General features: G+C 41.8%; 14 protein-coding genes. All 14 read right to left on the reverse strand.

What is annotated here, in order from left to right; translation table 11 throughout:
- Nucleotides 1-9 precede the first annotated feature (9 nt).
- The 14 genes from B7E06_RS11530 to yfmF all read right to left on the reverse strand — a co-directional run bounded on the left by B7E06_RS11530 (nt 10) and on the right by yfmF (nt 14,055).
- Nucleotides 10-1,185 carry a glycine C-acetyltransferase gene (locus tag B7E06_RS11530; RefSeq protein WP_082234126.1) on the reverse strand — a complete coding sequence of 392 codons (1,176 nt, stop codon included), beginning with the start codon at nt 1,183-1,185 and terminating at the stop codon, nt 10-12.
- Nucleotides 1,186-1,219: 34 nt separating this feature from the next.
- Nucleotides 1,220-2,260, reverse strand: a complete 1,041-nt coding sequence (gene tdh / locus B7E06_RS11535) for an L-threonine 3-dehydrogenase (protein WP_179134042.1) — start codon at nt 2,258-2,260, stop codon at nt 1,220-1,222.
- A 173-nt stretch (nt 2,261-2,433) separates the two neighbouring features.
- On the reverse strand, nt 2,434-2,694 hold the full coding sequence (locus B7E06_RS11540; RefSeq protein WP_082234127.1) for a stage V sporulation protein S: 261 nt from the start codon (nt 2,692-2,694) through the stop codon (nt 2,434-2,436).
- Between the two features lie 108 nt (nt 2,695-2,802).
- Complete coding sequence (locus B7E06_RS11545) at nt 2,803-3,600, reverse strand: TIGR00282 family metallophosphoesterase (protein ID WP_082234128.1); 798 nt, start codon at nt 3,598-3,600, stop codon at nt 2,803-2,805.
- 69 nt (nt 3,601-3,669) lie between these two features.
- Complete coding sequence (gene rny, locus B7E06_RS11550) at nt 3,670-5,229, reverse strand: ribonuclease Y (RefSeq protein WP_082234129.1); 1,560 nt, start codon at nt 5,227-5,229, stop codon at nt 3,670-3,672.
- Nucleotides 5,230-5,484: 255 nt separating this feature from the next.
- Nucleotides 5,485-6,522: a recombinase RecA gene (recA, locus tag B7E06_RS11555; protein WP_082234130.1), complete on the reverse strand. Its 1,038-nt coding sequence runs from the start codon at nt 6,520-6,522 to the stop codon at nt 5,485-5,487.
- A gap of 158 nt (nt 6,523-6,680) precedes the next feature.
- Entirely contained in the window at nt 6,681-7,916 is a 1,236-nt protein-coding gene (locus tag B7E06_RS11560) for a competence/damage-inducible protein A (protein WP_082234131.1), read from the reverse strand.
- Nucleotides 7,913-8,491 (reverse strand): CDP-diacylglycerol--glycerol-3-phosphate 3-phosphatidyltransferase, encoded by a 579-nt coding sequence (pgsA, locus tag B7E06_RS11565; RefSeq protein ID WP_082234132.1) that lies wholly within the window; start codon nt 8,489-8,491, stop codon nt 7,913-7,915. The genes B7E06_RS11560 and pgsA overlap by 4 nt, the downstream gene beginning before the upstream one ends.
- Before the next feature lie 68 nt (nt 8,492-8,559).
- Nucleotides 8,560-9,468: a helix-turn-helix domain-containing protein gene (locus B7E06_RS11570; protein ID WP_179134043.1), complete on the reverse strand. Its 909-nt coding sequence runs from the start codon at nt 9,466-9,468 to the stop codon at nt 8,560-8,562.
- A gap of 18 nt (nt 9,469-9,486) precedes the next feature.
- Nucleotides 9,487-10,275, reverse strand: coding sequence for a DUF3388 domain-containing protein (locus B7E06_RS11575; protein WP_082234134.1), 789 nt, complete (start codon nt 10,273-10,275; stop codon nt 9,487-9,489).
- Between the two features lie 153 nt (nt 10,276-10,428).
- A complete protein-coding gene (locus B7E06_RS11580) occupies nt 10,429-10,692 on the reverse strand; it encodes a DUF3243 domain-containing protein (RefSeq protein WP_082234135.1) in 264 nt (87 codons plus the stop codon).
- Between the two features lie 69 nt (nt 10,693-10,761).
- Nucleotides 10,762-11,481: an elongation factor P 5-aminopentanone reductase gene (gene ymfI / locus B7E06_RS11585; RefSeq protein WP_082234136.1), complete on the reverse strand. Its 720-nt coding sequence runs from the start codon at nt 11,479-11,481 to the stop codon at nt 10,762-10,764.
- Nucleotides 11,474-12,766, reverse strand: coding sequence for an EF-P 5-aminopentanol modification-associated protein YfmH (yfmH, locus tag B7E06_RS11590; protein WP_082234137.1), 1,293 nt, complete (start codon nt 12,764-12,766; stop codon nt 11,474-11,476). The genes ymfI and yfmH overlap by 8 nt, the downstream gene beginning before the upstream one ends.
- Nucleotides 12,766-14,055: an EF-P 5-aminopentanol modification-associated protein YfmF gene (yfmF, locus tag B7E06_RS11595; protein ID WP_082234138.1), complete on the reverse strand. Its 1,290-nt coding sequence runs from the start codon at nt 14,053-14,055 to the stop codon at nt 12,766-12,768. The genes yfmH and yfmF overlap by 1 nt, the downstream gene beginning before the upstream one ends.
- Between the last annotated feature and the right edge of the window lie 56 nt (nt 14,056-14,111).

The following is a 14,111-nucleotide window of genomic DNA, read 5'->3' on the forward strand; positions in this document are numbered from 1 at the left end:
TTAAAAGAATTAGATAATGTTCAGTTTTTTACCTACTTTTTCAAAAGCATTTAAAGCATCCTGAAGCTCTTCTTTTGAATGTTCAGCCGTAACGATCGTACGAATTCTTCCTTTTCCGCGCTGAACCGTCGGGAAGACAATCCCTTGTGCAAAAATCCCCTCTTCAAATAGCTCATCGGAAAACTTATGAGTCAAGGCGTCATCCCCAATCATAACAGGGGTCACAGGAGTTTCGCTGATTCCCGTATTGAAGCCGAGCTTCTTCAAACCATCTTTAAAAAACTTCGTATTACCCCAAAGCTTATCAATCAGCTCTGGTTCCTCCAGCAGGACATCGATTGCTGCATCATTCGCTGCCGTAACTGCAGGAGGATGTGAAGTACTGAATAGAAACGGACGGCCTTTATGAATTAAGTATTCTCTTAATGTCTGAGTACTTGCAACATAGCCGCCAAGCACTCCAATGGCTTTACTCAAAGTACCTACCTGAATATGGACACGGCCATCAAGACCAAAGTGGTTTACTGTTCCGCGGCCATTCTCTCCAAGTACACCGCTGGCATGAGCGTCATCGACCATAACTAAAGCTCCGTACTTTTCAGCTAGTTCTACTATTTCAGGAAGCGGTGCAATATTTCCATCCATCGAAAAGACACCATCCGTTACGATCAGCTTTGTACGATAGTCTGAGCTCTCTTTTAATGCCTGTTCTAAAGACTCCATATCCACATGCTTGTAAATCTTACGGGCCGCTTTCGTTAAACGGATACCATCGATAATAGACGCATGGTTTAATTCATCGGAAATGACGACATCCTGCTCTGTTAAAATCGAAGATAAAATTCCCTGGTTGGTTGTGAAGCCGGATTGGAACACTAGAGCTGCTTCTGTATGCTTAAATTTTGCAAGTTTCTTTTCAAAATCTTCATGCATCTGCAGAGTACCTGCAATAGTGCGGACAGAACCTGTTCCTACACCGTACTCTTGATTCGCCTTCTCGGCTGCTTCCACCATTTTAGGATGGGAGGTTAATCCTAAATAATTATTAGAAGACAACTGGATGACTTCTTTCCCTTTAATCTGCACTTTTGATCCCTGCTTTGATTCGAGAGGAATAAGCGTACGGAATGTACCTTCATTTTTCATATCATCTAATTGATCCTGTAAATACTCAAAACCTTTCATCAGCAACTCCTCCTTTTGATTTCAACTTGCAAATTTATGGGTGTAATACTACTTTACCGCATTTTCCTTCGTTCATTAACTGGAAGCCTTCTTCAAACTCTTCAAGCGATAAATGATGTGTAATCAGTGGTCTGACATCAACCTGTCCAGAATGGAGCAGCCTTGAGACCTGCTGCCATGTTTCATACATCTTTCGACCTGTAATGCCTTGCACAGTCACACCTTTAAAAACGATATCGTTCGTGACATCGAGCGTTACTGGCTTGGCAGGAAGGCTGAGAATAGAGACTCTTCCTCCGTTGGTCACCATTTTGAAGCCTTGATCCATAGCAACAGGATGGCCGCTCATTTCACAAATGACCTCAACCCCGTGACCGTTCGTCTGACGTCTCGCCTCTTCTACAGGATCCTGTTCCCCTGCATGGATCGTTAAGGAAGCGCCCATCTCTTTAGCAAGCTCTAAACGATAGGGATTTAAATCTATCGCGATCACTTCAGAGGCCCCGGCTGCTTTCGCTACACCAACCGCCATTAGTCCGATCGGTCCACAGCCTATGACAGCTACTGACTTACCGGCAACGTCCCCGTTTAAAACGGTATGAACAGCATTCCCCATGGGCTCCTGAATTGATGCAATATCGGATGGCATATCTGAGGGGTTTTTCCATAGATTAGAGGCAGGCAAAGCAACATATTCAGCGAAGCAGCCTTGTGTATCAACACCGATAATTTTAGTATTTTCACAAATATGGTATTGGCCGATGAGACACTGAGGACAGTGGCCACATATTAAATGAGTTTCGGCGCTGACGTAATCTCCAGGCTGATAGTTAGATACTTTTTCCCCTGTTTCTACTACCTCTCCGGAAAATTCATGTCCAAAAACATAAGGCGGATGAACACGGCTTGCTGACCATTCGTCCCAATTATATATATGTACATCCGTTCCGCAGATGGATGTAGCTTTCACTTTAATAAGCACTTCGTCTTCGTTGATTTGTGGAATAGGAACTTCCTTCAGTTCCGCACCAGGTCCGCGGTGATGTTTAACCAACGCTTTCATATTTCCGTTCACAGTGAACACCCCTTCCAAACATCACAAAGAAATATCCTTGTATAAGCACATTTTATCATGCGATAAATAATTCGCAAGTGTAGTTGTCCACTGTAAAAATACAATTGAACATAAAAAAAACCGCATCCTTGCAATGAAAGAATACGGCAGGTTTTTATTTATTTGAAAAAAATTTAACGAGGTTCAATAATCAGCTTAATTGCTGTCCTTTCCTCCTCATCAATCATAATGTCAGTAAAAGCTGGTATGCATATAAGGTCTATTCCACTAGGCGCAACAAAACCGCGGGCAATAGCAACGGCTTTTACGGCTTGATTTAAAGCGCCAGCTCCAATGGCTTGTATTTCTGCTTTTCCCCGTTCTCTTACTACGTTTGCCAGAGCTCCTGCTACTGAATTAGGTACGGATTTAGCTGATACTTTTAATACTTCCATTACTAGCTCCTCCTTCATTCACTATAGTTGTTCCATAACCACTATATTCTTGGAGATGTAGAATATTCCCTTTTCATTATGCAGGAAGTTTTCAAAAAATTCAAATAATCACGAGAAGAAAGGATGATCATCATTAATTTGAATTCGCTGAATTTTACGGGCTTTTCCTGTACTATCATCAATGTCGAGCAATACACCGCTCAGCTGATTCCTTCCCTCTTTAGGCACTTCAAAGCGGACGGGTAAATTAGTTAAAAATCGTTTCATCACTGCTTCTCTTTCCATTCCTAAAATTCCGTCGTATGGGCCTGTCATTCCTGCGTCAGAGATGTAGGCTGTTCCTTCCGGCAAAATTCGTTCATCCGCTGTCTGAACATGGGTATGTGTGCCAACGGTAACGCTTACCCTTCCATCTACATACCAACCCATGGCCTGTTTCTCACTCGTCGTTTCAGCGTGAAAGTCTATAAATATAATGGAAGTTCTCTTTCTCGCTTCTTCAATCAATTCATCTGCTTTACGGAACGGATCATCATTAGGCGCTAGAAAAGTACGCCCTTGAAGATTAATTACAGCGACTTCTCCTTTAGGTGTTTTTACATAGGTAATTCCCTTTCCAGGAGTGCCTTCCGGGTAATTGGCCGGACGAACAAGATACTCAGCGTTATCGATAAAATCAAAAATCTCTTTCTTATCCCAAGCATGATTCCCAAGCGTCACAGCTTGAGCACCTTTCTCTAAAAATCTGCGATAAATTTTTTCGTTAATACCTTTCCCTGCTGCTGAGTTTTCACCGTTAACTATTGTAACGGCCGGCTGATATTTTTGTTTTAATTTTGGCAGATATTCATCTACCATATCTCTGCCGGGGGATCCTACTACATCTCCAATAAATAAAATCCTCATTCTTCCATTCCCTCCATCATCATAGGACTAAACAGAAAATGAAGCGATCTTGTCAGACCGCTTCATTTCTTACTTGGCATATTCAACTGAACGTGTTTCACGAATTACCGTAACTTTAATGTGGCCAGGGTATTCGAGCTCCCCTTCAATACGGTTTCGAATATCTCTAGCTAAGCTGGTTGCTGCCAGATCATCGATTTCATCAGGTCGGACGATAATTCGAACTTCACGTCCAGCCTGGATAGCGAAGGATTTCTCAACACCTTCGTAAGATTCCGAGATTTCTTCAAGCTTTTCTAAACGCTTGATATAATTTTCCAGTGTTTCACTTCTAGCTCCAGGACGTGCTGCCGATAAAGCATCAGCTGCAGCAACGATAACGGCGAACACAGAAGTAGGTTCTTCGTCACCATGGTGGGAAGCAATTGCATTGACGACAATTTCATGCTCTTTATATTTCGTCGCTAATTCTTTTCCAATCTCAACATGACTACCTTCTACTTCATGGTCAATCGCTTTACCAATATCGTGAAGTAAACCGGCACGACGGGCCATTGTTTCATCTTCACCAAGTTCAGCTGCTAAAAGTCCGGACAAGTAAGCTACTTCAGTAGAGTGCTTCAGTACATTCTGACCGTAACTTGTACGATATTTCAAACGACCAAGGATTTTAACAAGGTCTGGATGAAGACTATGCACTCCAATTTCAAAGGTCGTTTCTTCCCCGACTTCACGAATGTAGTCATCGACCTCACGACGAGACTTGTCTACCATTTCTTCAATGCGAGCCGGGTGAATACGGCCATCCTGGACCAATTTCTCCAGTGCTAAACGGGCGATTTCCCTCCGGATTGGATCAAATCCAGATAATATGACCGCTTCCGGAGTATCATCGATGATTAAGTCAATACCCGTGAGTGTTTCCAAAGTACGGATATTTCGACCTTCACGACCGATAATACGTCCTTTCATTTCATCGTTTGGCAGGTTGACGACAGAAACAGTAGTTTCTGCCACATGATCTGCGGCACACCGTTGAAGAGCAAGAGAGAGAATGTTTTTCGCCTTTTTATCCGCTTCTTCTCTAGCTCGGTTTTCAGCTTCTTTGACCATTAAGGCTGCCTCGTGAGAAACTTCCTGTTCCACGCGTTCAAGTATTACTTGTTTTGCCTGGTCCGCTGTTAAGCCGGAGATGCGTTCAAGTTCTGCTTCCTGCTTTTGAAGCATTGCATTCACTTTGCTTTCCATTTCTTCAATTTGTTGTTGTCTTTCGGCAAGAGTCCCCTCTTTCTTCTCGAGTGATAAATCACGTTGATCAAGCGTTCCACTCTTACGATCAAGATTCTCTTCTTTCTGAGTTAAACGATTTTCAGTTTTTTGCAGTTCCAAGCGGCGCTCACGAATTTCGTTCTCAGCTTCCTGACGAAATCTTTGATTATCTTCTTTCGCCTCTAATAGAGCTTCCTTTTTGGCAGAGTCTGCATTACGACGGCCTTCTTCTACAATCTGCCTGGCAAGCTCTTCTGCGCTTGAAATCTTGGCTTCCGCAATAGACTTCCGAATAAGATAACCAACAACAGAACCGATGATAAGGGCAAGCAAAATGAAGATGATGGATAACATATCCATTGTTTCACCTCCTCTTGCTATAAACTTGGTCCGTTTGTCGGCATGTACAAACGATTCATTTTCAGTTTCATTACATTAGAATAAAAGGGATAAATATGAAAATGATACACATTCATTTTATGCTTGACAGCAAGTAATGTCAAGGAATCGTCATATTCCTTCTTAGCTTACACGAAAAATTTAGAAAAGTCTGTGAATTTAAGTACTGAGAAAAAAACAGGTCTGCATAATTAACAGACCTGTTTTCAAATTTTATTAAACATCCAGGGTTTCCTGATTATCTTCTTTAGAGTCTTCTACAGGTGGTCCGTCCATTTCGTAGTGAGCACGTACCAGCCCTTTGATTTCTTCATATACATCCTCATTCTCTTTCAGGAACTGCTTCGCATTCTCACGGCCCTGTCCCATACGTTCATCATTATAAGAGTACCATGAGCCGCTCTTCTGAATGATATCTAAATCAGAACCAATGTCAAGAAGCTCTCCTTCTTTGGAAATCCCCTGTCCATACATAATGTCTACTTCCGCTTTCTTAAACGGTGGCGCCACTTTGTTTTTTACAACTTTCAGGCGGGTTTTATTTCCTACCATTTCGTCTCCCTGCTTAAGTGTTTCTGCACGGCGTACTTCCAGTCGGACTGATGAATAGAATTTAAGCGCACGTCCACCAGGAGTTGTTTCAGGGTTACCAAACATAACCCCTACTTTTTCACGAATCTGGTTAATAAAGATCGCCGTTGTCTTCGACTTATTTATCGCTCCGGACAGCTTTCTTAGCGCCTGAGACATTAAACGCGCCTGCAGACCCACGTGAGAATCTCCCATCTCACCTTCGATTTCAGCTTTTGGCACTAAAGCAGCTACTGAGTCGATGACAACCATATCGACAGCACCGCTTCGCACTAAAGCTTCTGCAATTTCGAGCGCCTGTTCGCCTGTATCCGGCTGGGATAGCAGAAGCTCTTCGATGTCCACACCGAGTGCTCTTGCGTAGACCGGATCGAGCGCGTGTTCTGCATCAATAAAAGCAGCCTGTCCGCCTTGTCGCTGTGCTTCTGCAATCGCATGCAGTGCTACAGTTGTTTTACCGGAAGATTCCGGTCCATATATTTCAACAATTCTTCCTCTTGGATATCCACCAACACCAAGTGCTACATCAAGGGCGAGCGATCCACTGGAAACCGTGCTTATTCGTTGTTCAGCCTGTTCTCCCAGCTTCATGATGGAACCTTTACCGAACTGTTTTTCAATTTGTCTTAACGCCATATCTAGGGCTTGTTTACGATCACTCAAAATAATTCCCCTTTCCGGATTTCTATATCTATCATAACTCTTTTTCATCGATTTGCCAACCAAAAAGCGAATAAATGTTCCCTTTTTTCATTTCAATCCGATCACAATTTTAGAAGATTCAAAGGCTGGAAATTAAAAAATTATAGCTGCCTGGTTCGTCAAATTATTTTTTTCAAATAATGAAACAGTAGTTCATAACCTTTGACTACTGCGCGGCCCCTTATTTTATCCCTGCTTCCATCAAAATAATAACGGGAAACAGAGGCTGGAGCGTCTTTAGCTTTTAACCCTATATAAACAAGGCCGGGTTGATGTCCTTCACTTTCTGTAGGGCCAGCTACCCCTGTAAAGCTTATGGCAATATCAATATTAAGCAGTTTCTGGGCATTTTCCGCCATCTTTGCGGCACACTGCTCACTAACTGTGCCATAGCTGTCAATAATATCTGCTGGAACCTGAAGGATCGACTTTTTGGCATCAGGAGTATATACAACAAACCCGCCTTCACATACTGCGGAAGCTCCTTTTAAAGAAATCAGCTTCTCAATGAATTTCCCCCCGGTTAAGCTTTCAGCTGCTCCTGCTTTTAAACCTTTTTGTACTAAAATATCTTGTACCGCTTCTTCAATTGTAATGCTGTCACTGCCAAAATAGTGGGCTCCGACTCGTTCGAGAATTTCCGTTTTTAAGGAGGCGAGCAATTCAGCAGCATTCGCTCCTGATGCTGTTAAACGGATGGCTACATCTCCTTCACCGGCTAATGGAGCGATCGTCGGATTGCTTTGACTGCTGATCAAGTCCTGCAAATCATGTTCAAGCTGGGATTCACCAATTCCAATAAAACGGAGCATTTCAGACTTGATTTCTGACTCGAGCTGATAATTATGAACAAGGTATGGAAAAACCTGCTCTGTCATCAGCCGCTTCATTTCGGACGGTACTCCCGGCAAAAATACAAATAAAGTATCCTTATAATGATACAGCTGCCCAGGGGCCATTCCTTCTTCGTTCGCCAGCACCCGTCCTCCATTTAGCACAAGAGCCTGCTTGCGGTTGTTTTCTGTCATTCTGCGATTGTTTTTAGCAAAATAGCCTTCAATGTTTGCCAATGATTGTATGTCTTCTATCAGTTCTGCTTGAAACAGGCGGCTCGCTGCATCTCTTGTTAAGTCATCTTCGGTCGGACCGAGTCCTCCAGTAACAAAAACTATATCAGACCTATCAGCTGCTTGCTCAAATGTTTTTTCCACACGATCGATGTTATCACCAACAGCACTGTGAAAGTAAACGGAAATACCATAGTGGGCCAGTTCCTTTGATATCCACTGTGCATTCGTATTGGCAATTTGTCCAAGTAAAAGTTCAGTTCCTACCCCTATGATCTCCGATTTCATTTTGAATCCCTCATTACATGCCAGTTTTTAGCGAAATAATCATATCCTGAATAAACCGTAATAATTAGTGCTGCATATAAACTGATAGTTCCCATTGGAAACCCGATATAAGCGAACGGCCAATTGTGAAGCAGCAGCAGGGAGATAGACACAATCTGAATCCATGTTTTAAGCTTTCCCATCTGACTGGCTGCCAGCACACTGCCCTCACCAGCAGCGACGAGACGCAGGCCGGTCACGGCAAATTCGCGGCTGATAATAGCAATAACTATCCACGCAGGTGCCAGCCCGATTTCTACGAGTAAAATTAAAGCAGCACTTACGAGCAGCTTATCTGCCAGCGGATCAAGGAATTTCCCTAGATTTGTAACAAGATTATACTTTCGGGCAATATAGCCATCAATCCAATCAGTTGTGGAAGCTAGAATAAAAAGCACAGCACCGGCCAGATGAGAGACTGGAAGTTCTTCTTCTCCCATTCTAAGGGTTCCCCATTCAAATGGCACACTCATTAAAATGATAAAGACGGGAATTAACGCAATTCTTGATAGTGTAATTTTATTAGGTAGATTCATTCGTAATGCACTTCCTTTATTCACATATTTAAAGCTGTCCTTACCACAATAAAGGACAGCTTAATCATTTATTCCTCAAATTTAATTAAAAGCTTTTGTGTTAAGTTATCTGTCGGAAATTCAATTTCTTCATCATTAATGTATACTTTCAGTCCCGGCACAGACCCAGTAAGCACATAAACTTCTTCCTGGTCACTAATATCCTCAATAATTGCCTCATCCGCTGAAGAATAGATTCTTGGATCTGCTATAGCTTCGCCATCTTTAGGGCTTTCGACCTCCAGATAAGTTTCTCCTTCAAATTCTATCTTCAGTTCACGATCTTTAGCGCCGGAAATTTCATACGTATGTTCTGGAAAACCGCCAGACCCTGTTTCCGCTAAGGAAATCTCCATTTGTGATTCTTCTTCCGTCTCTTCCTGCGCAGCTTCGTTGTCAGAGCCATCGGAAGCAGAATCTCCTCCCTCTTCTTCTGATTGGCCATTGCCGCTTGAAGATTCTTCATCAGAGCTTCCGAAAGAACCTTCGACTTGATCCTCACTTTGATTACCCGTCGTTCCGCTGTCCGGTTCAGCAATCTGCATTATAAAAAACCAGGCGACAAACAGGCCTCCAACAATCAGAGCAACCGTTACTATTGTTGGGAATGTTTTTGAAAAACCGCCACTGTTCATTCTTGTACTGCTGTATCCTTCGTTTTTAGTACGCTGGACACGGCTGTATGTAATAGACTGCTCTTCCTCTGTCGATGGCAGTTCTGATTTATGTTCCTCCATGACCTGCTCGGGATCCAAACCTACAGCAGAAGCATATTCCCGTATAAACGCACGGGTATAAAATTTACCAGGCAGGATGCTGAAATCATTTTTTTCGATAGCCTGGAGATAACGCTTTTGGATCTTTGTCCTCTCCTGGACTTCTTCAAGCGACAGCTGCTTCGCTTCTCTCGCCTCTTGCAGGCGTGCCCCTATTTCCATTACTAACACCATCCATTATTAAAAATCAAACATTGAAAATCCGTCGTTCGGCATCTTTTGCTTTTCCACCGGCTCATACGTAATGACTTCGGCATCATTATTTCTAAGCTCTATAATATAATCGAAATCGCTCATTTTATATTCTGTTTCCTGTACAAATATATCTGGATGCTCAATCACTTTTGTTGCTGGAAGTCTCATAATTTCACGAACAAGCTGCCAGTGCTTCTCACTCGCTCTTTTAGCCGAAACGATGCCGTCTATGATATACAAATAATCTTCATTGTATTCTTCTTCAATCAGTTGATTTCTTACTGTCTGTTTTAGGAGGGTGCTTGAAACAAACAGCCATTTTTTATTTGCACAGACACTTGAAGCCACTACCGATTCTGTCTTTCCAACTCGCGGCATTCCCCGGATTCCAATCAATTTATGGCCTTCTTTCATAAATAGTTCAGCCATAAAGTCGACGAGAAGTCCCAGGTCTTCCCTATTAAAACGAAAAGTCTTTTTATCATCCACATCGCTATGTATATATCGGCCATGACGAACAGCTAAACGGTCGCGAAGCTTTGGCCTGCGAAGTTTTGTCACTTTTATTGTATCCATTGTATTTAAAATAGAACGAAGCCGAATAATTTGATCTTCGCTTTTACAAAGGAGAAGCATGCCGCGATGAGAGTTCTCCACTCCGTTAATCGTAACAATATTAATAGCCATCATTCCTAAGAGTGAAGAAATATCACCAAGGAGTCCAGGACGGTTATACTGTATCTCATATTCTAAATACCATTCTTTCTTTTCCATAACCCATCTCCTCAGGCAGAAAATGTCGAAGTTTACAAAATACCAAACTCTCTTTATATCATAAATGATTTTACTTCATTAGAAAAGTCTGCAAACAGATTAATAAGGAATAAAAAACCGTACAGCTTAAAAATCTGTACGGTTTTTTATCTTTTAGCTTGGCTGGTTGCCTTCGTTTTGAACAAGTTTAACCATCATGTTAGCAATGGCGTGCTGTTCTTTTTCATCTGCAACATTCCAAAGCTCTCTTAAAACGGCTTCCTGACCATTTTTAGCATCTACTTCTGTCGCTAAGTATCCACCGATTTCGTATGCTAATTCATTCACTGCTCTTTCATCCATACCTTGACCTTGGGCCTGATGCAGACGATCTCCAAGGAAATCTTTCCATGAATCAAAATTTTCTAATACGGACATGATGTCAACCTCCTAAGGAATTTTTAATCAACCTTAGTATGAGCGATCGAAAAGATAATATACACGGAATTAGTACCATCCACCATTAACTTTTAATACATGTCCAGTCACGTAGCTTGAAGAATCACCGAGCAGGTAGAATACAGCTTCGGCAACTTCCCGGCTTAAACCGAGTCGTCCGAGTGGAATATCTTCAGCAATCATTGCTTTATCGCTGGTTGAAACAATATCATTCATCGGGGTGTCAATAAAACCGGGTGTCACCGCATTCACTCGTATGCCGCTTGGTCCTGTTTCCTTAGCTAATGCTTTCACAAAACTGATTTGGGCTCCTTTTACCGAGCTATAAACCGCTTCAAGGCTGGCCCCTTCTTCGCCCCACACAGAAGAAACAACAGCAATCGATCCCGTCTTACGGCGAATCATGGAAGGAAGAAGCTGTTTTGTTATCATCCAGAGAGATTTAATATGAACAAAATAAAGCTTGTCCATAACTTCTTCTGAAACCTCCTGATGCAGACTCATAATGTGATTACCAGGAGTGAAGACGAGCATATCCCACTCTTCCGGCAGAGAATGGATGAATTGTTGAATCCCTGCCATTGTGGAAAGATCTCCATAATAGGCACCTATCCAACGTTCTTTTGGAATGTGCTGCTTTAAACGTTCTGCATTTTCTTTATTAGAAAAATATTGAAGGGCAACATCAACACCTTTTTCAGCCAGCAGCTTTGCTGTCGAGAAACCAATGTCTCCGCTCCCTCCAACGATTAAACATTTCTTACTCATTTGCCTGTGGTTTTACCTGGAAGACGGTTATTCGTTCTTCTTTAATCCAGTTTTCCACATACTGATCTGCTTCCTCTGCTGTTAAAGACTCAATGACAGGCAGCACATCAAATAGATCGACACCCAGCGTATGATAGTGAGTAAATTGATTAGCAATAAACTCCATTGAATTTAACGCTCTCATAAACTGACCGATCTTCTTACGCTTCATACGGGTGAAATCCTCTTTGGAAATTTTCTTTTCTTTTAAAGTATGCAGGATATCTTTTATACGTTTGGCCAGCTCATCCGGTTTTCTTGAGTCTCCGCCTATGATTGTAAAACCAAACTGCCGGTCAAGCTCCGTTTCAAACTGAAAACTGTCGTCAATAAGATCTGCATTATACAGCTCTTCATAATATTCCCCGCTTTTAGAAAAGTAAAAGTCCAGGATCATCCCGGAAAGGAGTTCAGAGCGAAGGAGCTCTTCTCCAGTGAGCGAGGATACGTCTTCCTTCACCCCAACCATAGTCTTAGCTGTGGTTACGGGCATCGTAATAGAATCTTCCGCTTTAGCTGCTGCGGCCGACTCATCAGGATAGGAGCGCTTGATTTCAGGAGCAGCTTTAAAGGTTTTCCTACTCTGATTGTCCCTGATGAGTTTCATCATACTTTCCGGTTCAAAATTTCCAGCAATAAAAAGCACCATATTGGATGGATGATAAAACGTTTCATAACACGTATACAGATCATCTTTTGTAATCTCCTGGATCGACTCAACCGTGCCGGCAATATCTACTTTAACCGGATGCTTTTCATAAAGGCTTTGAATCGTACCAAAGAAAGCTCTCCAGTCCGGCTGGTCATCATACATACGAATCTCTTGACCGATAATGCCTTTTTCTTTTTCCACGCTTTCTTTTGAAAAGAATGGATCCTGAACAAAATCAATCAATGTGTTCACATTTTTCTCGATATGGCTCGTCGCTGAAAATAAATAAGCCGTTTTAGTAAATGATGTGAAGGCATTTGCAGAAGCTCCGAGCTTTGTAAAATCCTGAAATACATCACGGTCCTCTTTTTCAAACAGCTTGTGTTCCAGAAAATGAGCAATGCCTTCTGGAACAGTAATTTCTTTATCCTTACCAATCGGCGTAAACGTCTGGTCAATCGATCCATAGTTCGTCGTAAAAATTCCATACGTTTTAGCCATTTCTGGTTTTGACAGCAGGAACACCTGCAGACCGTTATCCATTTTTTCTTTATATACTTTCTCATTTAACTGCTGGTACACTAATTCTTCCATTACAATTCCCCTCCCTCTTGGCTTGTTAAGAAGTAAACCGTGTCAAGCTCAATCTTTTCAGCTACTTTCACTACATCTTCTTTCGTTACCTGACGCACGTTATTTAGGATTTCTTCAGCCGAAATATCCGTGCCTGAAAGCATTTGGTGATACAGGACTTCAATTAAACCACTGGCGTGATCCATCGTTTCCTGCAGCTGATTGACTACCTGCTCTTTAGAGCTTTCCACGTCTTCCTCTGTAAAATCGCCTTTTTCCATAGCTTCCATTTGTTCAAGAATTATGGTTTTAGCCTTATCATAATCTTTAGGGTCAATTCCGCTGAACACAAGCAAGAGACCTTTATGGCTTTCAAAACGAGAGGCCGCATAATAGGCCAGACTGTGCTTTTCCCGGACATTCATAAATAATTTGGAGCTAGGAAAACCGCCAAACAATCCGTTAAACACCTGCAGAGCAAAATAATCATTTTCGCCAAAAGTAATATTCGTTCGATATCCGATATGAAGCTTGCCCTGGTTAACATCTTCTCTTTCAATCACTTCATTGACTTTTCCATCAGCAGATTTAACCTCAGTAACAGCACCGCTTTCACTTTCATTATCCGCATTTCTCGAAAAATATTTGTCAGCCAATGGCTTAATTTCATTCTCATCAATGTCGCCTATAATATAAACATCCAGCTGATCACGATTAATCATCCTCTGATAATATTCATACAGGCTTTTTGATGAGATGTTTTTAAAATCCTCCAAGTAACCATGGACATGAAGAGCATATGGCTCACCTTTACACATATGGTCGATCAGCCTCATATTCGCATAGCTCATTTTGTCATCTTTAATGGATGTAATTTTCTGCTCTAGTGTCTGCTTTTCCCTGTTTACAATTTTTTCATCAAAAGCATTTTGATCTGCTTTTGGACGAAACAAAATGTCACTGAAGATTTCAAGCGCGTTTTCAAAAATAGGCTCCTGATCAGACAGATAAGCCTCATTCACGACTTCCATCCTAAATGACAAAATATGATTCTCGCCTTTTTTTGTTCCATCGCTTGAAAACCCGGTACCATATAAGTTTTCTAAAGCGGATTGCAGCACTCGGGTTTCTGGATACCTGTTTGTTGCTTTTTGAAGCACATGCGGCAGAAGCGCACGTTCTGTAATTTCTTCGCGTTTAAGCGGAGCTTTCATTTTTGCTACGATGGATACGGTTTTATACTTTTTACTTGGTAAAATATGTAGTCTGTATCCATTTTCATTATAAATGGTTTCATTTGATATTTTCATAAAATCATCCTCCTCTTATACCTTATCTATTATGCACACCTATCTATGTTTCATGC

Origin of the sequence: Halobacillus massiliensis, assembly GCF_900166625.1 — a bacterium.
In the GTDB taxonomy this organism is placed as follows: Bacteria; Bacillota; Bacilli; order Bacillales; family Halobacillaceae; genus Halobacillus_A; species Halobacillus_A massiliensis.